This is a genomic window from Halorubrum trueperi (assembly GCF_042662525.1).
GTDB classification, from domain to species: Archaea; Halobacteriota; Halobacteria; order Halobacteriales; family Haloferacaceae; genus Halorubrum; species Halorubrum trueperi.
Map to the genome: position 1 here is coordinate 203279 of NZ_JBHSXI010000001.1, position 20415 is coordinate 223693.

Annotated in this window: 17 protein-coding genes; 11 read left to right on the forward strand and 6 right to left on the reverse strand. The window is 67.5% G+C overall.

The window, feature by feature from the left end; all coding sequences use genetic code 11:
• Positions 1-131 precede the first annotated feature (131 nt).
• From ACFQEY_RS01030 to ACFQEY_RS01040, 3 genes are all read left to right on the forward strand, one after another.
• Positions 132-2522 (forward strand): hypothetical protein, encoded by a 2391-nt coding sequence (locus tag ACFQEY_RS01030; protein WP_379763905.1) that lies wholly within the window; start codon positions 132-134, stop codon positions 2520-2522.
• A gap of 113 nt (positions 2523-2635) precedes the next feature.
• The gene (leuS, locus tag ACFQEY_RS01035; protein WP_379763908.1) at positions 2636-5377 is read left to right on the forward strand and encodes a leucine--tRNA ligase; all 2742 of its coding nucleotides are present in this window, start codon (positions 2636-2638) and stop codon (positions 5375-5377) included.
• 71 nt (positions 5378-5448) lie between these two features.
• On the forward strand, positions 5449-5838 hold the full coding sequence (locus tag ACFQEY_RS01040; protein WP_379763910.1) for a cupin domain-containing protein: 390 nt from the start codon (positions 5449-5451) through the stop codon (positions 5836-5838).
• A 789-nt stretch (positions 5839-6627) separates the two neighbouring features.
• Here the strand turns inward: ACFQEY_RS01040 and ACFQEY_RS01045 are convergent.
• The 4 genes from ACFQEY_RS01045 to ACFQEY_RS01060 form a co-directional block, all read right to left on the reverse strand.
• A complete protein-coding gene (locus ACFQEY_RS01045) occupies positions 6628-7611 on the reverse strand; it encodes a replication factor C small subunit (RefSeq protein WP_379763912.1) in 984 nt (327 codons plus the stop codon).
• A gap of 87 nt (positions 7612-7698) precedes the next feature.
• On the reverse strand, positions 7699-8646 hold the full coding sequence (locus tag ACFQEY_RS01050) for an electron transfer flavoprotein subunit alpha/FixB family protein (protein ID WP_379763914.1): 948 nt from the start codon (positions 8644-8646) through the stop codon (positions 7699-7701).
• Positions 8646-9434 (reverse strand): electron transfer flavoprotein subunit beta/FixA family protein, encoded by a 789-nt coding sequence (locus tag ACFQEY_RS01055; protein WP_379763916.1) that lies wholly within the window; start codon positions 9432-9434, stop codon positions 8646-8648. The genes ACFQEY_RS01050 and ACFQEY_RS01055 overlap by 1 nt, the downstream gene beginning before the upstream one ends.
• An 88-nt stretch (positions 9435-9522) precedes the next feature.
• Positions 9523-10932 carry a helix-turn-helix transcriptional regulator gene (locus ACFQEY_RS01060; RefSeq protein ID WP_379763918.1) on the reverse strand — a complete coding sequence of 470 codons (1410 nt, stop codon included), beginning with the start codon at positions 10930-10932 and terminating at the stop codon, positions 9523-9525.
• 176 nt (positions 10933-11108) lie between these two features.
• On the opposite strand from ACFQEY_RS01060, the gene ACFQEY_RS01065 reads away from it, so the two are divergent.
• Positions 11109-12467, forward strand: coding sequence for a DUF7094 domain-containing protein (locus tag ACFQEY_RS01065; protein ID WP_379763920.1), 1359 nt, complete (start codon positions 11109-11111; stop codon positions 12465-12467).
• Positions 12468-12630: 163 nt separating this feature from the next.
• Positions 12631-13131 carry a type IV pilin N-terminal domain-containing protein gene (locus ACFQEY_RS01070; protein WP_379763922.1) on the forward strand — a complete coding sequence of 167 codons (501 nt, stop codon included), beginning with the start codon at positions 12631-12633 and terminating at the stop codon, positions 13129-13131.
• A gap of 10 nt (positions 13132-13141) precedes the next feature.
• Here the strand turns inward: ACFQEY_RS01070 and ACFQEY_RS01075 are convergent, their stop codons facing one another.
• Positions 13142-13765, reverse strand: coding sequence for a methyltransferase domain-containing protein (locus ACFQEY_RS01075; protein ID WP_379763924.1), 624 nt, complete (start codon positions 13763-13765; stop codon positions 13142-13144).
• A gap of 171 nt (positions 13766-13936) precedes the next feature.
• Between ACFQEY_RS01075 and ACFQEY_RS01080 the strand changes: the two genes are divergently transcribed.
• Entirely contained in the window at positions 13937-14740 is an 804-nt protein-coding gene (locus tag ACFQEY_RS01080; protein ID WP_379763927.1) for a DUF6663 family protein, read from the forward strand.
• 664 nt (positions 14741-15404) lie between these two features.
• Positions 15405-15740: a DUF7536 family protein gene (locus ACFQEY_RS01085; RefSeq protein ID WP_417448640.1), complete on the forward strand. Its 336-nt coding sequence runs from the start codon at positions 15405-15407 to the stop codon at positions 15738-15740.
• 78 nt (positions 15741-15818) lie between these two features.
• Here the strand turns inward: ACFQEY_RS01085 and ACFQEY_RS01090 are convergent, their stop codons facing one another.
• Positions 15819-16100 (reverse strand): ArsR family transcriptional regulator, encoded by a 282-nt coding sequence (locus ACFQEY_RS01090; RefSeq protein ID WP_379763929.1) that lies wholly within the window; start codon positions 16098-16100, stop codon positions 15819-15821.
• A gap of 411 nt (positions 16101-16511) precedes the next feature.
• Between ACFQEY_RS01090 and ACFQEY_RS01095 the strand changes: the two genes are divergently transcribed.
• The 4 genes from ACFQEY_RS01095 to ACFQEY_RS01110 all read left to right on the forward strand — a co-directional run bounded on the left by ACFQEY_RS01095 (position 16512) and on the right by ACFQEY_RS01110 (position 20368).
• Positions 16512-16820: an EMC6-like membrane protein gene (locus tag ACFQEY_RS01095; RefSeq protein WP_379763932.1), complete on the forward strand. Its 309-nt coding sequence runs from the start codon at positions 16512-16514 to the stop codon at positions 16818-16820.
• A gap of 1 nt (position 16821) precedes the next feature.
• Complete coding sequence (locus ACFQEY_RS01100; RefSeq protein WP_379763934.1) at positions 16822-18642, forward strand: ribosome biogenesis/translation initiation ATPase RLI; 1821 nt, start codon at positions 16822-16824, stop codon at positions 18640-18642.
• Positions 18643-18845: 203 nt separating this feature from the next.
• A complete protein-coding gene (locus tag ACFQEY_RS01105) occupies positions 18846-19592 on the forward strand; it encodes a DUF4129 domain-containing protein (protein ID WP_379763935.1) in 747 nt (248 codons plus the stop codon).
• Positions 19589-20368 (forward strand): DUF7269 family protein, encoded by a 780-nt coding sequence (locus tag ACFQEY_RS01110; RefSeq protein WP_379763937.1) that lies wholly within the window; start codon positions 19589-19591, stop codon positions 20366-20368. The genes ACFQEY_RS01105 and ACFQEY_RS01110 overlap by 4 nt, the downstream gene beginning before the upstream one ends.
• Positions 20369-20415: the final 47 nt, after the last annotated feature.

The window sequence follows — 20415 nt, forward strand, 5'->3', positions numbered from 1 at the left end:
GATTTCTCCCGTGGGGATCACGCTGTCCGTCAGAAGACTTATTCGCCGCTACGGTCGTGACCTAGTGAAATGCATCCGGAGTCACGGTCTTCGACGGAAATCCCACCCACGGACGACCTGGAGGCGCTCCCGTGACCGATCGCGCCGTCCTCAGCGACGATCGGGTCGATCCCGACGACGATCGGGTCGATCCCGACGACGATCGGTTCGACTCCGGCGATAACCGTCCCGAATCCAACGTCGACCGGTCCGGCTCCGGCGTCGACCGTCGAACCGTCCTCGGCGCGCTCGCGGGGGCCGGCAGCACCGCGGTCGCGGGCTGTTCCGACTCTGGCTCGGGTTCAGCGTCGAACGACGCGGCCACGGGCGACCTCGATCCGGAGGCGCTCGACAAACTCGCGGCCCGATTCGCCCCGACGCTGTACTTCGACGCCGCCGAGCCGTGGTTCCCGACCGATCCGCGACCGTACACCGTCGAGGAGGACGGCGAGACGGTCGTCGACGGGTTCGCCGCGTTCGACGGCTACCACGAGCGGTATGACGAGGCCGGGGAGCCGCCGAATCCGACGGTGTTCTACAACGGGATCCGATACGAGGACTCGCCGCTCGCGGTCGTCCAGTTCTGGTTCTACTCCGCGTTCGACCAGTTCACCGCGAACTTCCACTGGCACGACTGGGAGGTGCTCCACGTCTTCGTCGACCTCGACACGGGCGACCCCCAGCTGTACGTCGCCAGCTCGCACTCCCGCAGCGTCCCGAACAACGAGTTTCTCGATCCTGACCCCGACGCAGTCCCGCGGATCCTCCCGGAGCTCGGTTCGCACTCCAGCACGCTCTCGGTCAACGAGATCCCGGACGGCTTCCAGCGGGTCGGCGAGGAGGGGCTGCTCGCGGACATCACGAACACGACGATCGACACCGTCGAGGACCTCCTCGGCGTCCCGATCGCGTACGGCCTCCCCCGCGACGAGGGGATGCGGCTCCCCTTCGTCGTCCCCGAGTACGAGGGCGAGCCGATCTACGAGCATCCGGATCTCCCCGCCGTCACGTCCGAGTCGCTGGTCGACGGAGCCTTGACCGTGCGGTCGCTCGACGAGCTGCGATCGCCGCCAACCGACCTCCCGCTCCGGGAGACGGGTATCGCCTTCCGGCACGCCGACCGCGAAGACGCGGGCGCGGACGAGACCGCTGAAGCTGTGATCGGATACGACCTCGTCGAGAGCGCCGAGCTGGAGGACATCGCGGCGTTCACCGGCCCGCAGCTGAGCTTCGAATTCGCGGTCCCCGAGATCGCCGAGGACACCGTCGCCGGGCACATCACGACCACGGGCGTCCCGTGGGAGCAGCCCCGCTACGAGAACCCCGAGCTCGACGTCACCGCCGGGAACCACCGCGCCGAGCTCGCCGACCGGTACGACGCCATCGCCGCTGCCGACTCGTTCGCTGCCGGCGCAGCCGACGGGCTGGACGCCGTGGTCGCCCGCGTCACCGAGGCGACCGAGAGCGACGAGGCACCCGACGGTGAGGGGCTGACGACGACCGCCGCGAGCGTCGAGTCGTTCGTCCTGATCGAGAGCGACCCCGAGGCAGTCCCGACGTTCGGCGGCGGCGTCGCGGTCGCACAGGGGGTCCCGGAGGGCGATCACCGGATCACGGTCAACGGCGCTGGGCAGGCCCCGCACAGCGAGGAGCTGGCGGTTGCCGCCGACGAGCCGGTAACGACGGCCGGCGTCGACGGCGAGATCCCTCTCGTCGCCCGCGAGAACGCTCGCAAGGTCGAGCTCTCGGACGAGGGAAGCGAGACCGACGTGACCCGAACGGCGGTTGAGGACGACTTCGCCGGACGGATCTACGACTCGGCGGTCGACGGCAGCGACGCGGTGTACGTTCACGCCGGAGGTGCGTACACCACCGAGGTCCGCGACGCCGCCGACGAAGTGGGCGCGTATCGGGTGAATCCGGAGCCGCCGGGAGCAGGGGGCGGAGACGGCTCGAACGACTCGGAAGGGTCGAACGACACCTCCGAGGAGCCCGGCCCGATCCGGATCGAGCGACCCGAGACCGGCGCGGCCTCGCTCGCCGGCTTCGTCGCCGATATCGCCGAGGAGACGCGCGCCGAGGTGGCGGCGACCGTGGCGGAGGAAGGCGACGAGGAGGAAGAAGGTGCCGACGATAGCGACGGCGACGATAGCGACACTTCTGACGACGGGAGCGGCGGATCCAGCGAGGGCGGTGGCTCCGGCGGCTCCGGCGGCGGCCCGTCGAACGCCGTGAACGGGCTCGAACGCGCGCTCGCCGCCGCGGTCGACGCCGCCGAACGCGCCGAGGAGCGTGCCCGCGAGGGCGACGGTGAGGGAACGGACCGCCAACTGGAGAACGTGATCTCGCGGATCGCCCGGATCGAAGAGCGGCTCGCGGCGGCGCGCGAGGGACTCCCGCCGGGGCTCGCCAATGCGAGCGACAGGCGGATTGCGCAGGCGACCCGACGGGTCGAGCAGGCGCAAGACGCGGAGAAACTGTAGTCGGTCCACCTCGTTGCGTCCCGTCGCCTCCGACTCCCGAAAATCAGCGCGTCTCCCTCCAGCAGTGGATGGAAAGCTATACGACGCCGACCACACCACGAGTATATAAGCAGATGTCTCAGGAGGGCTACGACCACACCGCGGTCGAAGATCGGTGGCAAGAGGCGTGGGACGACGCCTCCGTGTATCACACGCCGGACGAGGCGGACGACCCCACCTACGTGCTGGGGATGTACCCGTACCCGTCCGGGAAGCTCCACATGGGTCACGTTCGCAACTACACGATCACGGACGCGTACGCCCGATACCGCCGCATGCGCGGCGATGACGTGCTCCACCCGATGGGATGGGACGCGTTCGGGCTCCCGGCTGAAAACGCCGCCAAGGAACGGGACACGAACCCCCGCGACTGGACGTTCGACTGCATCGACACGATGCGCGGGCAGATGAAGTCGATGGGGTTCGGCTACGACTGGGATCGGGAGATCACCACCTGCACTCCCGAGTACTACAAGTGGAACCAGTGGCTGTTCACCCGGTTTTCGGAGGCCGGACTCGTCGAACGGCGCGACGCCGAGGTGAACTGGTGTCCCTCCTGTGAGACCGTCCTCGCCGACGAGCAGGTCGAGGGCGACGCTGAGCTGTGCTGGCGGTGTGACACCCCCGTCGAGACCCGCGACCTGGACCAGTGGTTCCTGAAGATAACCGAGTACGCCGACGAACTCCTGGAGGCCATCGACGATCTGGAGGGCTGGCCGAATTCGGTGCGTCAGATGCAGCGCAACTGGATCGGCCGGCAGTACGGGACCACGCTCGACTTTTTCATCGGCGAGGCGCGGAGCGCCTCGGACGGACGCGGCGAGGGGGCCGAGCCGCGGGAGCACGGCTCCGTCGAGGCGTTCACCACCCGGGTCGACACGATACACGGCGCGACGTTCTTCGCGCTCGCGCCGGACCACCCGATCAGCGAGGAGCTGGCCCGGTCGGACGAGACGGTCCGACGCTTCATCGAGGACGAGGCCGACCCCGACGGCGACGAACCGAACGGCGTGGAGACCGACCTGACCGCCACCAATCCCGTCACCGGCGAGGAGATCCCGGTCTTCGTCGCCGACTTCGTCCTCTCGGACGTGGGGACGGGCGCGCTGATGGCCGTCCCCGGCCACGACGAGCGCGACCACGCCTTCGCCGAGAAGATGGGCGTCGAGATCAAACCGGTCGTCGCGCCGGAGCCCGACGGCTGGGACGGCGAGTCGATTCCGGACGCGCCGGACGTGAGCGACGAGCCGTTCACCGACGACGGCGTGCTCGTCAACTCGGGCGAGTACAGTGGCCTCGACAGCGAAACCGCCCGCGAGCGCCTGACGGCGGACGTCGAAAGCGCCGCGGAGAGCACCCAGTACCAGCTGCGCGACTGGGGAATCTCCCGACAGCGCTACTGGGGCACGCCGATCCCGGTCGTCCACTGCGACGACTGCGGCCCCGTGATGGTGCCGGAGGCGGACCTGCCCGTGGAGCTGCCCGAGTTCATCAACACGACCGGGAACCCGCTCGACGCCGCCGACGAGTGGAAGGCGACGACCTGTCCGGAGTGCGGCGCGCCCGCGACCCGCGAGACCGACACGATGGACACGTTCGTCGACTCCTCGTGGTACTTCCTGCGGTACGTCTCGCCGGGATTGGACGACGCCCCCTTCGATCTGGACCGAGCGAACGACTGGATGCCGGTCGACCAGTACGTCGGCGGCATCGAACACGCCGTGATGCACCTGCTGTACTCGCGCTTTTTCACCAAGGTGCTGGCCGACGAGGAGGGGCTTGCCCACCGCGAACCGTTCACGAACCTGCTGGCCCAGGGGATGGTCCAGTTGGACGGCGAGAAGATGTCGAAGTCGAAGGGGAACACCGTCTCCCCGCAGCGCATCGTCGAGGAGTACGGCGCGGACACGGCCCGGCTGTTCATGATGCAGGCGGCCCAGCCCGAACGCGACTTCGACTGGTCCGAGGAGGGCGTCAGATCGACCCATCGATTCCTGACGCGCTTGACCGACCTCGTCGAGAGGTACGCCGGTGAGGACGACGAGATAGGTGACGACAAGGCCGACCGCGACACGAGAACCGCCGACCGCGACACGGTCGACGACTACGTCGCCGACGAGGTCGACGCCGCGGTCGCCATCGCGGGCACGGAGTACGACGACCTGACGTTCAACGTCGCGCTGCGGGAGGCGCAGGACCTCGTCGGGACGCTGCGAAGCTACCGCGAGTACGCAGACCCGCACCCGGAGACCTACGAGCGCGGGCTGGACGTCGCCGTCCGCCTGCTCGCGCCGGTCGTCCCGCACCTCGCCGAGGAGCTGTGGGAGACGCTCGACCGCGACGGATTCGTCGTCGAGGCCGACTGGCCGACCGCGACGGTCGACCGCGAGACGGTCGAGCGCCGCCGCCGGCTGGTGGCGAACACCCGCGAGGACGTGCGCGACATCGTCGACGTCGCCGGCATCGAGGACCCCGAACGCATCGACGTCGTCGTCGCGCCCGGCTGGAAGTACGACGCCCTGGTGATCGCGATCGACAACGACGCCGACAACCTCATCTCGGAGCTGATGCAGGAGAGCCACATCCGCGAGCAGGGCGACGCAGCGGCCTCCTACGGACAGGACCTGCAGGCGAACCGCGAGGCGCTCCGGGAGACGCTCTCCGGCGACGACGAGTTCGCCGCCCTGCGCGCCGCCGCGTGGCTGATCGAGCGCGAGTTCGACGCCCCCGTCCGCGTCAAGCGCGCCGAAGACGCCGACGACTCGGTGGTTCGGAAGGCGGAGCCGGGGCGACCCGCGATCGACATCGTCGAGTAGCCCCACGATCGCGCCGTGTTGGCGCGCGCCGCATCTCCTAGTTTTAACTCTCCGTCGGCACTCGACCGTATATGGTACGTTCGTACGACCCGTCCGAGATCCCGGCCGTGCACAACCTCCGAGACGCCCCTCTCGCGAAGGAGGGAAAGGGGTTCGAGCAGGTCGTCTTCCGCGGTGTCGACCAGATGATCGGGATGACCACGATCGGTCCGGAGCGAGAGGACAAGCCGCCGCACTCGCACCCGTGGGAGCAGATGAATCTCGTCGTCGAGGGCGAGGTCGACTTCGTCGTCGACGGCGAGCGGATCTCGCTGTCGACGTACGACGCCGTCGAGGTCCCGCCGGACGTGCCGCACGCGTCACGCGCCGTCTCCGATGAGCCCGCTACCCTGCTCGCCTTCTGGCCGCTCCGGGAGGACCGCCTCGACGCGACCGAGTACCAGACCGAGTTCGACGTCTGAGACGGCGCTCAGTCCCGGTGACCGTCTATTCATCTGCTCGGTACTCAACGGAGACCGCCATTCGTTGACGACCGCCGCTTGATCGACTACGGAAGTGGGTATTGCAGATCGCCGCCGTCGACGTGGTATTTAAGATCGATGAGCGCGGCAGCGACGATTGCTTATAAATGAACGTGGCGGTGCGGTGGCGTCGCCGGACTACGTCCGGCTTCAAGCGAGAGCTTCGCTCTCGCCCTGTGCGCCGGTGAGCGCCCGTAGGGCGCGAGCCGCCCGCACGAGGTCGCCGGCGGCGGGGCCGCCGGCTGCCAGAGGCGCTTTGCGCCTCGCTGGACGTCGCGAGCGCCTTTATAAGGCGCGAAGCGGCGAGGTTGGGGAGGCGTGAGGTGCTGTTGGGGTGGGACTCAAAGGGGCAGTCGCCGGCGCTACGCACCGGCTGCCAGAGGCGCTCTGCGCCTCGCTGCCGCGAGGGCGAAGGCGGCCGCAGCAAGGACCGCAGGAGCGAACGGAGTGAGCGACGAGGACCGCAGCAAGGCCTCCGAGTAGCGAGGGCGACCGAAGAGAGCCCTCGTAGCGAGCGGTGAAACCGCGAGCTCGTCGCGGCTGGGGCTTTGTAAGTGTTCACCACGCCAGCAACAATCACTTATAAACAATCAACGCCAGAAATACAGCGATTCACCGCGTCAGCAACGATATATAAACAGCCGCCGGCAACACCACTCTGTCACTTATAAACAACGACTCCACCGAAGTGAGACACCCACTCTCAGTATCGCTCGCGCTCGGGGTGGCTCACTCCTCCAGCGACAGCGCCGCCAGCAGCGATTCCAGTTGTACCTGCTCGTTGGCTCCCTCGGCGATCCGGTAGTCGGCTTCCCCGATCCGCTCCATCAGCGCGACCGCCTCGCGCTCGCTCAGGTCGAACTCCCAGACCGAGCGGTGGAGCTGGTCGATGACGTCGCCGCCGGCCATCCCCGTCTCCGTGAGGAGCGTGTCGAGGGTCGCCCGCGCCCGCGAGAAGTCGCCGTCGAGGGCGTCGGTCACCATCGATTCGATCTCTTCAGGCCGCGCGGTCGCCGTGATCGCGTACACCGCCTCCTCGTCGACGACCTCGCCGGTCGTCGCCGCCGCCTGTAGCGAGTTGATCGCCCGGCGCATGTCGCCGTCGGCTGCGTACACCAGGGCGTCGACGCCGGCGTCCGTCACCTCGATCCCCTCCGCCGCCGCGATCTCGCGGGTCTGAGCCGCGACGGCCTCGTCCGACAGCGGCGAGAAGCGGAAGACGGCACAGCGCGACTGGATCGGGTCGATGATCTTCGACGAATAGTTACACGAGAGGATGAAGCGCGTATTGTCGGAGAACTGCTCCATCGTCCGGCGTAACGCTGACTGGGCGTCATCGGTGAGGCTGTCTGCCTCATCAAGGAACACGATCCGGAAGTCACCGCCGAACGACGACCGCGCGAACCCCTTGATCCGATCGCGGACGACGTCGATGCCGCGCTGGTCGGAGGCGTTGAGTTCGAGGAAATTCCCGCGCCAGTTGTCCTCGCCGTACACCTGTCGGGCGATGGAGGTGGCGGCGGTCGTTTTCCCGACCCCGGCAGGGCCGCTGAAAAGAAGGTGTGGGATGTCGTCCTGCTCGATGTAGCTCTGGAGTCGCTCGACGATCGCTTCCTGACCGTGGATGTCGTCGAGCGACTGCGGCCGGTACTTCTCGATCCAGATCTCCCGACCGGTCGCGGTCGCAGCCGTCTGCTCGTCGGCCTCGCTCATGATGCGATCGGAGGTGCGGCGGGGTGATAAACGCCCCGAGAACGAGCCGTCGTCCGCCGCTCCGCGGCGGGCGTCGATGCGGCGGATTCAGGCGAACTCGTCGATGAGTTCGGGCACCACGTCGAACAGGTCGCCGACGATCCCGTAGTCGGCGATGTCGAAGATCGGCGCGTTCGGGTCGGTGTTGATCGCCACGATCGTGTCGGAGCCCTTCATGCCGGCGACGTGCTGGACCGCCCCGGAGATGCCGACCGCGATGTACACGTCGGGGGTGACGACCTTCCCGGACTGACCGACCTGTCGGTTCTTCGGAAGCCAGCCGTTGTCGACGATCGGTCGCGACGCGGAGAGGGTCGCCCCGAGCGCGTCGGCGAGGTCCTCGACGAGTTCGAGGTTCTCCTCCTCCTCGATCCCGCGACCGACCGAGACGAGCACGTCCGCCTCCGCGATGTCGATGTCGCCCGCGCCGACCTCTTCGAAGCCCGTTACGCGTGCACCGGATTCGGGGTGGTCGACGTCGACAGATTCGACCGTCGCGTCGCCGACGCCCTCGGCGGGGGCCCACTCCCCGCCACGAATCGTGAGGACGAACCGGTCCCCGTCGACGTCGACGATCGTCTCGACCTTCGAGCCGTACATCTCGCGAGTGACGGTCAGGCCGTCGTCGTACTCGAACCCGATCGCGTCGGTCACCAGCGGGAGCCCGCGGTCCTCGGCGACGGCGGGCGCGTAGTCGAGCCCGTTGACGGAGTTCGGAATCACAACGGAGCCGGCGTCCGTTCGGTCGAGGAGCGCGGCGACCGCGGACTGGTAGACGTTGTGGTCGAACTCCTCGCCGTTCCCCACCGCGTGGATCGCGTCGACCCCCTCGCGGTTCAGGTCCTCTGCGAAGGTGTCGACGTCGCCGGCGACGACCGCGACGCGAAGGTCGCCGCCGCGCGCGTCGGCGAGCTCGCGACCGGCGGTGATCGCCTCGTAGGAGACGTCTCGAAGCTCCCCGCGACGATGTTCGGCGACGACGAACACGTCTGCCATCACGCGCCCACCCCCTTGTCGCGCAGGACTTCGGCGAGGCGACCCGCGGCCTCCCCGGCGTCGCCCTCGATGATCTCAGCGTCCGACTCGCTTTCGGGCTCGTACATCGACGTGATCGTCAGCGCGCTCGCGACGTCGTCGGCGTCGAGGCCGAGGTCGGCGAGGTCCCGCGCGTCGATCTCCTTGCGCTGTGCCTGACGGATGCCGCGCAGACTCGCGTACCGCGGCTCGTTGAGTCCGGTCTGGACGGTCAACACGGCCGGGAGGTCGACATCGGTCAGCTCCTCGACGCCGCCCTCCAGTTCGCGGTGGACGTGTGCGACACCGGCGTCGGCGTCGAGGGCGAGGTCGTTGACGACGGCGGCGTGCTCGAAGCCGATCCGCTCCGCGAGCGCGACGCCGGTCGCGCCGAAACCGGTGTCGGCGGCCTGCACCCCGCCGAGAATGAGATCCGGCTTCTCCGCCTCGACGACAGCTTCGAACACCGACGCCTTCGCGGCCACGTCGGCGAATCCGGTCTCGAAAGCGTCGTCCCAGACGCGGACGGCGCGGTCGGCGCCCTTCGCGAGGGCCATCCGGATCGTCTCGTCGGCGCGCTCCGGGCCGATTGTGACGGTCACGACCTCGTCGGCGATCCCGGCCTCGGCAAGTTGTACCGCGGCCTCGATCGCGTAGTCGTCCCACTCGTTGAGGTCGTACTCGAGGTCCGCCGCCGCGATCTCAGTCCCGTCGATCGCGAAGTCGTCGTCCGCCTCCGCGACTTCCTTGACGGTCACCAGAATCTTCATGATCGATACTCCGTCGCTCGATGTGTAATGGCTTTCGGAACGCGTCCCGCCGGACTCCGCGTTTTCGCGAGACGCACCGACGGCGGCCCTATCGTCCGTCACCGGCTCTATCCGGCCCGTCGTCGGTTCCGTTCGCGCTGCCGTCGTCTCGCTCCGACCCACTCCCGCTCCCGCCAGAGCCACCCGTCTCGTCCTCGTCGTCTGGGAGCGAGATAAGGTTCTCACGGCCCAGCCTGAGCTTCTCCACGCGACCCTCGTCGGCCATCGCGGAGAGCAACTGTGAGACCTTCGCGTCGGACCAGCCGGTCTCCGCGACGATGTCCGCCTGTCGCATCCGGCCGCCCTTGTCGCCGAGGAGTCGCTCGACGCGCTCCTCGTCGGAGAGCAGTGAGAGGTCCGCTTCGTCGTCCCGTTCGGTCTCCGCCTCCGTGGCGCTGGCGGCACCGCCTTCGACCCCCGTCTCGTCGTCGCCGTCCGATTCTCGATGGATGTCATCGCCGTTGCCCGCCCCGCCTCCTGTCCCGGTCGCGCCGGCAGCCCCGGCAACCGATTCGGTCGTCCCAGGGTCGGAATCGCCCCCTCCGTTCGTGCGGTCATTACCCGCTATCGAGCCGGTTCCGTCCATCCGTCGGTACCCGACGATGCTCCCGGCGATGAGCAGCGCGGCGAGCACGATCGCGGCGGCGAGCATCGTCCAGGGCGGGCCCACGGTCCCCGCCGGCGCGTACACGACGGCGACTCGCTCTTCCTCGCCGAAGGTTCGCGGCCCCTCGATGATCACGGCGTTGTTTTGGAGCGGGACCGTAGCGCCCGGCGTTCCGGTGACCGTGTACCCCTCCGGAGTCGCCACCTCAAGCGTCTGTCCCTGCTCCAGCGAGAGGAGCCACGTCCCGTCGTTCGGTGTGGTTAGCGCGTCGCCCAACACCAGGTTCTCGCCGTCCTGAGCCAGGAATGAGGTCCAGACGAACGTCAACCGGAGCTCGCCCACGGCGGTCGCCTCGTCGCCAGCAACGTCGTACGATGACGGGTCATCGTGCACGACGACCTCCCGGTCGACGTCTTCGATCCGCATCGTCCGATCGACGTTCCGGTTGGCCTCCCGCGCGAACCCCTCGAACAGGGACGGGTCGGGCCCGACTTCTCCGTCGAGGAACCGATCTCCGAGCGCCTCGAACGCCGCGGTCTGGTTCGCGTCGGTGAGCCCGTACCGGACGGACACGACCCAGCGAGCGTCGCGGTTGGAGGACGGCTCGATCCGGATCTGCGTCGTCGCGTCCGGATCGTACTCGTTGTCGATCTGCTCGACCGGGGGTGAAGACTGGGCTGCGATCGCCGGTTCGATGGAGTCAGCTCCCGGTTCGACGGAGTCAGCTCTCGGGTCGATGGAAGGGGAGGACGGGGACGCGAGCGCGTCTCCGGCGACGGGCGCAGCGACGGCGGCGATGAGGACCGCGCCGACCACCGCGACGAGGAGACCGCGAGACGGGGGGTTCCGCATACAGATCAAGGCCACTCATGCGCCGGCCAAAACGCTTTCCATAGGTAATTTCGATGGACTCAGCGTCGATCGCGCCTCTCGTGCCCGCCGTCAGAACGTACAGCGGCGTTGACAGTCCCGATCCGCGTCGAGCCATTGAGGTGGATTTTTTATATCGCGAGGTGCACTGACGGGTAATGAGGGCCCTCCCGGTCGCCGTCGTGATTCTGCTGTTGCTCGCGCCGGTCGCGGGCGTGATACCCCCGGCAGCCGCCGGTACGCAGGATTCGGTCGGTTCGTCCGACGCGCTCGATTCGGTCGGTTCGACACCGTCCGCACCCACCTCGGCCGCACCCGCCTCGGCCGCGCCGCCGAGCCTCGCGCTCGACGGGGGACAGAGCCACCCCGCACCTCAGCAGGTCGACGACGCGAATCTCACCTTCCGGACGCTGTCGACGCCCGACGGCGTTGAATCGCGGACCGGAAGCACCGCCCGCGGCGCGAACATCGGCCCGTCGCTCGACTTCTCCGTCGACGAGGCCAACGCGGCCATGGAAACCGCGGGGGTCGTCCAGCGGATCGAGGGGGCGGAGACCAGCACTGAACGTCAGCGGCGCATCCTCGCCGCGATCAACCAGATCGAGCGCGACGAAGTGAGCCTCAATAGCCGACAGACGGAAGCGTTCAGCGCTCACGCGTCCGGAGAGCTGTCCAACCGTGAACTCCTCGACGAGCTCGTCCGCATCGCGGCGACCGCCCGCGAGTACGACCAGCGGCTCGAGGAACTCGACGCGCTCGCGGAGGAGACGGACGGATTCAGCTCACCGACCCGGCTCGACGAGCTCCAAGTGGCGCTGCAGGTGTACGAAGGACCCGTCCGCTCCCACGCGCTCGCCACCGCCCGCGGCGAGACGGGGCCCGCGGACATCCACGTCGCGTCCACCTCGGAGTCGATCGTGCTGTCGACTATCGTCGACGGCGAGTACGTCCGCGAGGTGTTCCGGGTGGATCGCTGGGACCGCGGCGGCGGGTCGATCAGCAACGACGACGCCATCGAGGCGACGTCGGCGGCGTACCCCGAAACCGCATCGCTCCGCGAGCCCGACGCCTTCGGGGCCGGTTCGGTCCAGCGGATCACCATCCCGCACGAGTTCGGCCTGCTCCGAACGTTCGTCAGCGGCGGCACCGAAGCGGTGTTCGTCGAACATCAGCGGATCGATCTCGGCACGTTCCCCGACACCGATTCGGTCGCCGAAGCCGGAGACGGTTTCAACGTCACGGTCGACCGGAGCTACGCCGGGGGTCCGGTGACGGTCACTGTCCTCGACGACGAGACCGGAGAGCCCGTCTCCGACGTCACCGTCACGAAGAGCGTCGGTGACGGTGACAGCCGGGCGATCGGATCCACCGATTCGGACGGCGTCGTCCGGACGCTTTCTCCGGCCTCGTCCTACCGAATAACCGTTGTCGACGAGCCCCGCGTCGTGGTCGTCGACGGGATCGAACCGATCGCGACGCCGAGCCCGATCGAGAACGGTACCGCGTCGAACGGATAGTCGGCACCGCGTCGCGCGGATAGTCGGTATCGCGTCGCGCGGATAGTCGGTATCGCGTCGCGCGGATAGTCGGTATCGCGTCGCGCGGATAGTCGGCACCGCGTCGGCCGGTTTGTCTGACGGCCATCCGGACGCTTTTATTTCATCACGCGGCAGTCGCCCCGTGCGAACCGACACGCCTTCGCCGTCATCGCCTCCCAACGATCCGTCCACCCGGGCACTCGCGCCGGTCGCCGGCGTGTTGCTGCTCGCCATCACAGTCGTCCTCGCGGGCGGGGTCGTCGCGGCCGCGATCGACGAACCTCCCGACCCTGCACCCACGGCCATGCTGTCGCTGTCGGCGACCGACGACCGGATCGCGATCGCACACCGCGGCGGCGACGACCTCGACGCGAACGAACTGACGGTTCGCGTCCGGATCGACGGCGAACCGCTCGTCAGACAGCCCTCGGTCCCGTTCTTTTCGGCGGCCGGATTCCGCCCTGGACCGACCGGAGCGTTCAACGCCGCGAGCGGCGACGCGCTGCGGGCGGGTGATTCGACCTCGTTTCGGGTGGCCGGGACGAACGCGCCAACCCTCGAACCCGGACGGACCGTCGCGGTCGACGTTACCGTCGACGGACGACCGGTCGCGTCGCTGGAGGCGGTCGCGAAGCCGGCGTGAGCGCGGGAGACTACGTCTTCGGGACCCGAGCAACCGTCGTGATCGCGCGCGGGCTTCGGGGCGTCGCCCGCTGAATGTGGTGTTCGAACTCCTCGTAGCCGGCCGCCTCGAACATTCGGTCGGCCTCGTCTGCGTCGTAGAAGAGCATGATCGCGTCGGCGACCCGCTGGAGGACGCGGTTGTGCGGGTAATCGGGGCCGACGACGAGCACCTGCCCGCCTGGCTTCGCGACGCGACGGATCTCCCTGAGGCCCTCTACGGGGTTCGGCCAGTACTCGATCGAGCCGGACGACCAGACGACGTCGAAGGCGTCGTCCCGGAACGGGAGTCGCTCCGCGTCCCCGCGATAGAAGTTCACGCGGTCGCGCTTCCCGAACTTCTCGAAGGCCTTCTCCATCTGGTGGACGCTCTGATCGAGTCCGTGGACGTCGTCCGCGTGGTCGAGTAGCCCCTCGGTGCCGAACCCGGTACCGCAGCCGACGTCGAGCACCGTCGGATCGTCGCCGAACTCCAGCCACGAGAGCGCCTCCGTGCGCATTTCCTCGGTCCAGTTGAACCGGTTTACCCGGTCGTACACCTTCGAGAGGTACTTGTAGAACAGCCGGGCGTTCGACTTGTCCTCGAGGATCCCCATTTACCGGCTTGTTGGGCCGCCCACCCCATAACGGCACGGATCCGCCGCCGTCCGGCGGGTCCGTCGACGCGCACGGCTCTCTTCGTCGCATGATTCTCTTCGTCGCACGGCACTCCCCGGATCGAGGCTCGATTCCGACCGGCTTATCTGGCCGCCGGCCGATCCTCGGGTATGGATCCGACGACGAGCGGCCGGTTCCGCGTGCACGACCGCCGCCCGCGACCGGATATCGAGGGTGCGGACGGCGCGTCCGCACACGGCAGCGGCGAATCCGCCGATGCCCCCGAGGAGTTCGTCCTCGTCGAGCACGCGGAGGGGCCGATCGACCTGACCGCTCCAGACGCCGAGGACCGGTTCGACCCGCTGTTCGCGACCGCGGAGGGATACGGCGGCGACCTCGCCGAGCGCGCGTCGTCGCTCGAGCCGGGATTCGTCGTGGACGCCACGCTGGCGTGGACGGACGGGTCGGCTCGGTTCGTCGAGGTCGACGTCGTCCGCGAGAGCCGGTTTCGCTTCGCCGACGGTATCGAGGGGATGTTCGAGGCGGCCGTCGACGCGTGGCGGCAGATCCGCGCGAGCGGCGAGGCGGTCGGCTCGATCACGACCCGGTCGAACGACGGTGACCCGAACGGGGCGCTGTACCTCTTCGCGGACGCACCCGGCGGCGACACCTTCGGAGATCTCCGAGCGGGTCGAATTCCGATCGAGCCGCTCGTCGCGCGCGTGAACGACTCCCGAACCGACGACGGTCCACGGGAGGTGTTCGTCCTCCGCCCCGTCGAGCACGACTTCGTCGCCGTCTACGTCGTCTTCGACCGCGACGGCGTCCTCGCGCAGACGATGCGCGACACCTACGACCTCGGTCCCGGGCTCGCGGCGGGGCTCGACGCGAGCGAGTTCGGTGCGCCGGCAGATGAAGAGCACACGGAAAGCGACGGCTCCGACGACGATTTCGACGCGCTCGATAGACTATAAGCGGAATCGCTTGATCGATTACGGGAGTGGGTGTTGCAAACCGTCGCTGGCAATGAGGTATTTAAACAGGCGAGCGTGGCAGCGACGATTATTTATAAATGAACGTGGCGGTGGCGCGTGCTCGTGAGCGGCCAGTAGGCCGCGAACGACACCGCGCGAGGGACGCCGCGAGCGCCTTATAAAGGCGCGAAGCGGCGAGGCTGGGGAGGTATGAGGTGCGGTTGCGGTGCTGTGCGGGACGGGACTCAAAGGGGCAGCCGCGAGGCGGGCGCAGGCGACACAAGCACCGCAGCGAAGGAGTCTAGCGACTGAGCGAGGCGCGCAGCGAGCGTGCGTCCGCCTCGCGGCTGGGGCTTTGAAGATGTTCACCGTGCAGTTAACCACTTATAAACACTCAACGCCAGAAATACAGCGATTCACCGCGCCAGCAACGATATATAAACAGCCACCTGTAACACCGCTCTTTCCCTTATAAATGCTCACTCCAACACACTGAGATCCTTACTCCCGCAATCGCTCACGGGGCACGTTTCATCGACCAGTTGTTTCGAACGAATATATATTTGGAAAATGGTGTTTCACCGGAGTTGATCCCCCTCAAATTCGCTCTCGTGGCCGTCTGCGTGTTCGATGGATCGATGTCCAATCGCTTTTCGATGATCCTATGCGCGCACGTCCGCTACGGGCGCTCGTGAGCGACGACGATTCGACTGCGCCCCCGATGCTCGTTCTCCTCGAGTCGTTGGCCTTCTACCGGAACGTCCGGATCGGTTTCCTCATCGGCGCTATCCTCGCCGCACTGTTGTACCTCGTCCGGACGCTGGAGCTTCTGGGTCCGGTCATCGACACTCGGGAGTACCCGATTTTCGGACCGGACGTCTGGTTCCTCCTCTTGGCGTTCGTGCTGGCGGCGACGTCGGCGCTGCTCGTTGCCATCGCGCTCACCGTCGCCGAAGCGGTGCGGGGAGCTCGCGAGGTTTCAACGGAGCGTGTCGAGTAGAAAACCCCAGCGAGCGGATCCGCCGGTCAGTCCTCGGTACAGAACGCGTCGGTCAGTCCTCGGCACAGAACGCGTCGGTCAGTCTGCGGTACAGGACGCGTCGCTCTCCTCGCTGGTGAACTCCTGTGCGGGCTCCGTGAGCTTGTAGAGGTTCTGTCGGGCGTCCGCGAAGTAGACGTCCTCGTCGACGACGCCGATCCCTTCGAGACGTTCGAGGGCGTACCGAACGGTTCGGGCCGACAGCATCGACTCCTGGACGATCCCCTTCTGAGTCAGCGGGCCGTTGTATTCGAGCACCTTGAAAACGAGCTTGGCGCTCGGCGGGAGGTCGTCGAGACCCTCCGTTTGGGTTCCTTCCATCGGTACGACTCGAAATCACACATCGGCATAAATGTTGATGGAGTACCGCCCGCAGACGGGGTTTTTCCCCCGTTTCTCGGATCGTATTGCCGCTTTGAACCACAAACACCGGCAATATAATCCGGAAAGTGCCGGATCGACTGACCGGTCAGTCAGCGATGACGCTCGCGCGCGCACTTCGGTCGCGCATCTCGTGAGGGGCCGATCGCGTATCTCGCGGGGCCGATCCCGCATCTCGTGAGACGCCGATCGCGTATTTCGCGGGACTGATCGCGGATCTCTCGGAGGCCGTTCCGCAGGCAGCCGCAGCATCTCCGCAGCGAGGCGTCTCCGCAGTGAGCGTCTGTCGCCTCGGGCGCGACGGGCGGCCGGAACGAACGGCTTTTCACGGGTGCTCGCGGATCCGTTGGTATGAGCGACGACTCGGGGATAACGGGCCATACCCGAAGCGTAGTCGTCACGACGATCTGCTGTCTCGCAGGGATCGCCGCTGGCGTCGTCTCGGCGGCCTACGTCGGAACCGACCCGGCCGACGCCGGGAGCACCACGATCGTGTTGGTGCTGGGCGCGTTCGTGCTCGCCCAGTACCCGCTGTACAAGATCATCGGCGTCGGCGACTTCGGGGCCAAAGACAACCTCTTCGTGGCGTTCCTGACGTTCACGCTCTGGTTCATCAGCTACACGGTTCTCGCAATCTCCGGCGTCGAACTGGGGGTCTGAGATGGCCGACGACAGCATCGCCGTCGTCGATCTCGATCGGTGTCAGCCCGACCGGTGTAACTACGAGTGCGCCAACTACTGTCCGCCGAACCGGACCGGAAAGGAATGCATCACCGAGCGGGGCGAGGACACGGTCGAGGGCGACCCGGACCAGATCCACATCTCCGAGGAGATCTGCCTCGGCGAGACCTGTGGAATCTGCGTCGAAAAGTGCCCGTTCGACGCGATCGAGATCATCAACCTCCCCTCCGAGCTCGACGAGGAGCCGGTCCACCGTTACGGCGAGAACGCGTTCTCGCTGTACGGGCTTCCGACGCCCGAGCCCGGCAACGTGACCGGTATCCTCGGTCCGAACGGGATCGGGAAGTCGACGGCGGTCCACGGGCTCGCCGGCGAGATGGTCCCGAACCTCGGCGATCACGAGAGCGAGGCCGACTGGGACCGCGTGCTCGATCGATTCCGCGGCACGGGCCTGCAGAACTACCTCGAATCGCTGAAGGAGGGCGAGGTCGCCGTGGCTCGCAAACCGCAGTACGTCGACCAGATCCCCAAGCAGTTCGACGGCAACACCCGCGAGCTGTTGGAGCGCACGGACGAGCGCGGCGCGCTCGACGAGCTGATCGACCGGCTCAACATCCGTCCGGTGATGGACCAGGACATCGACTCAATTTCCGGCGGGGAGCTCCAGCGCGTCGCCATCGCCGCGTGTCTAGCCCGCGACGCCGACTTCTACTTCCTCGACGAGATCACGCCGTACCTCGACATCGGCCAGCGGATGGTCGTCGCACGGCTCATCCGAGAGCTCGCGGACGACGACGCCGCCGAGCGCTCGATGCTCGTCGTCGAACACGACCTCGCCATCCTCGATCTGCTCGCGGACACCCTCCACATCGCGTACGGGGAGCCGGGCGCGTACGGGGTCATCACGGACCCCAAGTCGGTCCGAAACGGGATCAACGAGTACCTGAAGGGGTACCTCGACAACGAGAACATGCGGATCCGGCCCTCCGCGATCACCTTCGAGGAGCACGCCCCGCGGGTCTCCTCGCGCAGCGAGACGCTGGTCGAGTACCCGGACCTCTCGAAGTCGTACGGCGACGGCGAGTTCGAACTCCACGTCGAGGGCGGCGAGATCAACCGCTCCGAGGTACTCGGCGTCGTCGGGCCGAACGGGATCGGGAAGTCGACGCTCGCGAAGCTGTTCGCGGGATCGTTGGAGCCGGACATGGGGGCGCTCGACTTCGCGCTCGACATCGCGTACAAGCCGCAGTACATCGAGATCGACCAGCCGATGCGCGTGGACGCGTTTCTCTCGTCTATCACCGACGACTTCGGCAGTTCTTACTGGAGTACAGAGATCGCCCAGCCGCTTCAGCTCGATCGGATCATGGAGCAGAACCTCGCCGATCTGTCCGGCGGGGAGCGCCAGCGCGTCGCCATTGCCGCGTGTCTCTCCGAGGACGCCGACCTGTACCTCCTCGACGAGCCCTCCGCGCACCTCGACGTCGAGCAGCGCGTCCGCGCGACGACGGCGATCCGCCGGTACGCCGAGAACCACGACGCGACGGTGATGGTGATCGATCACGACATCTACATGATCGATCTCTTGGCCGACCGTCTGATGGTGTTCGACGGCGAGCCGGCCGAGCGCGGGCACGCCGCGCCGCCACAGGACATGCGCGACGGGATGAACGAGTTCCTCGCCGATCTGGACATCACGTTCCGACGCGACGAGCGGACGGGTCGCCCCCGGATCAACAAGCCAGGATCGCAGCTCGATACGTCACAGAAGCGGGACGGCGAGTACTACTACTCCAGATAGTCCTCGAGGAGGGTGAACGGGTCACCGCGACCTGCCATCCTCGGACCCCCGGCGATCCTCGGTATGGATCCCGTGAGGGCCTCGGGGTCGTTACGGTGTGTATACTAAACACCCTCTGGCGTGTCCACTCCGCGAATGCAGTTGGTCCTCATCGAGTCGTTGCCGAGTAGCGGCTGTCAGCCCGCCACGTCGTCCCTCGCCTTATGAATCGGTCACAACTCCTGTCGGCGCTGCTAGCGCTGTTTGCGATCACGTCGTTGAGCGTGGCGTCGACGACGCTGGAGACGAGCCTGACGACCGATCCGGACGACGAGATAAACCCGGACTGGGACAGCCTGCCGATAGACCAGGGCGACGCGGCCGCGATTCAGGAGTCCATCGAGGGCGGAGGTGAGGTGGGGGACCCTGACGGTGAGCCAGGTGGGGGCAGTGACGGAGACGCGGCCGATGACTCGGGAGGCGGCGCTGTAAGCGGTACCGGCTCCGCCGCCGACACGGGCTCTGCGGCCGATGAACGCTCGCTCTTCGACCGCCTGATCGCGCTGTTACGTCTACTCTTCCGTCTCCTCCTCCCGATCGTGGCGATTTTGGCGGTGGCTGCGCTGGCGTATCGGTACCGGGACGTTCTGGCCGACTTCTTCGGGCGCGACTCCCGAACGACTCCTGGAACCGAGCCGCGACCGGCGGCCGGACGCTGGCCCGGGACGGTCCCCGAACACGACGTGGACCGGGCCTGGGTGGAGGTGATACGCCGGCTGAATCCGGATCGGCCAGAGACGACGACCCCAGACGAGTGCCGGGCGCTCGCTCGCGTTCGAGGCGTCGATCACGACGCCGTCGAGTCGATCGTCTCTGCGTTTGAGCGCGTGCACTACGGCGGACGCTCGGTCGACACGGAGATCGACCGGGCTCGCGACGGGCTCCGCGCGCTGGAGGGTGGTGTGAAATGACCGACGCGACCGACGCGACCGACCCGAGCGGTGCTGATACACACCGAGTCGGCACCGGGGAGATGCTCTCCCACCTCGGTCGGGTGACCCGCGTCCTGCTTCTCCTGGTGGGGGTCACGACGCTCGGTGTCGGACTGCTCGTCGCCTTCGACCCGGAGACGGAGGGCGTGCTCCGGACCGACGCGGCGGTCGAAGCCCTCGGGAGCGACTACGTGGTGCTGGCAGTGATCGGGCTTCTGATGATCGGACTCGCGTTGCTCCTCGTGGCGGCACGGCGCGTCCGCGGCGTCAATGAGGCAACGCCGCCGGCGGTTGAGGGCGTCCTGACGGCGACGTATCCCGGTGCGTCGTTCGACCGCTCCGGTGGTGGGCGACTGAGTCGGTTCCTCTCCATCCGGTCGGCAAACGGTCGTCGCCATCGGCTCCGGGAGGCGGCGATCCGGGGGACGATGCGCGCGGAGGGTTGTTCGCGGACCGACGCCGGGCGTCGTGTCGACGAGGGCACCTGGACGAGCGACTCCGTCGCCGCATCCTACCTTTCCGCGTCGAAACGCGGAGTTCTGGGCGGTACCCTCTCCGCGTGGGGGGTCACCCGCGAGGGCGATCCGGCCGACCGAACCGTTGACGCCATCTTGGCGAAGACGACCGGCGAGCGATCGGTGGCCCGGGATAGTGATCGGGACCCGAACGCGGACAGGGACGCGGACCAGGACACCGGCCGAGCTTCTAACCGCCGCTCGGACGAGCGCTCGACAACTCAGGAGGGGGTCCAGTGACGCCCGGTATCGCCACTCTCCGTCGCCGGTTCGGTAGTTCGGAGCGT

Excerpts from the sequence above, each read along its gene's own strand:
- leuS (WP_379763908.1), top strand. The coding sequence starts at position 2,636 with ATGTCTCAGGAGGGCTACGACCACACCGCGGTCGAAGATCGGTGGCAA.
- ACFQEY_RS01040 (WP_379763910.1), top strand. The coding sequence starts at position 5,449 with ATGGTACGTTCGTACGACCCGTCCGAGATCCCGGCCGTGCACAACCTC.
- ACFQEY_RS01045 (WP_379763912.1), bottom strand. The coding sequence starts at position 7,611 with ATGAGCGAGGCCGACGAGCAGACGGCTGCGACCGCGACCGGTCGGGAG.
- ACFQEY_RS01050 (WP_379763914.1), bottom strand. The coding sequence starts at position 8,646 with ATGGCAGACGTGTTCGTCGTCGCCGAACATCGTCGCGGGGAGCTTCGA.
- ACFQEY_RS01055 (WP_379763916.1), bottom strand. The coding sequence starts at position 9,434 with ATGAAGATTCTGGTGACCGTCAAGGAAGTCGCGGAGGCGGACGACGAC.
- ACFQEY_RS01060 (WP_379763918.1), bottom strand. The coding sequence starts at position 10,932 with ATGCGGAACCCCCCGTCTCGCGGTCTCCTCGTCGCGGTGGTCGGCGCG.
- ACFQEY_RS01065 (WP_379763920.1), top strand. The coding sequence starts at position 11,109 with ATGAGGGCCCTCCCGGTCGCCGTCGTGATTCTGCTGTTGCTCGCGCCG.
- ACFQEY_RS01075 (WP_379763924.1), bottom strand. The coding sequence starts at position 13,765 with ATGGGGATCCTCGAGGACAAGTCGAACGCCCGGCTGTTCTACAAGTAC.
- ACFQEY_RS01080 (WP_379763927.1), top strand. The coding sequence starts at position 13,937 with ATGGATCCGACGACGAGCGGCCGGTTCCGCGTGCACGACCGCCGCCCG.
- ACFQEY_RS01085 (WP_417448640.1), top strand. The coding sequence starts at position 15,405 with ATGCGCGCACGTCCGCTACGGGCGCTCGTGAGCGACGACGATTCGACT.
- ACFQEY_RS01090 (WP_379763929.1), bottom strand. The coding sequence starts at position 16,100 with ATGGAAGGAACCCAAACGGAGGGTCTCGACGACCTCCCGCCGAGCGCC.
- ACFQEY_RS01095 (WP_379763932.1), top strand. The coding sequence starts at position 16,512 with ATGAGCGACGACTCGGGGATAACGGGCCATACCCGAAGCGTAGTCGTC.
- ACFQEY_RS01100 (WP_379763934.1), top strand. The coding sequence starts at position 16,822 with ATGGCCGACGACAGCATCGCCGTCGTCGATCTCGATCGGTGTCAGCCC.
- ACFQEY_RS01105 (WP_379763935.1), top strand. The coding sequence starts at position 18,846 with ATGAATCGGTCACAACTCCTGTCGGCGCTGCTAGCGCTGTTTGCGATC.
- ACFQEY_RS01110 (WP_379763937.1), top strand. The coding sequence starts at position 19,589 with ATGACCGACGCGACCGACGCGACCGACCCGAGCGGTGCTGATACACAC.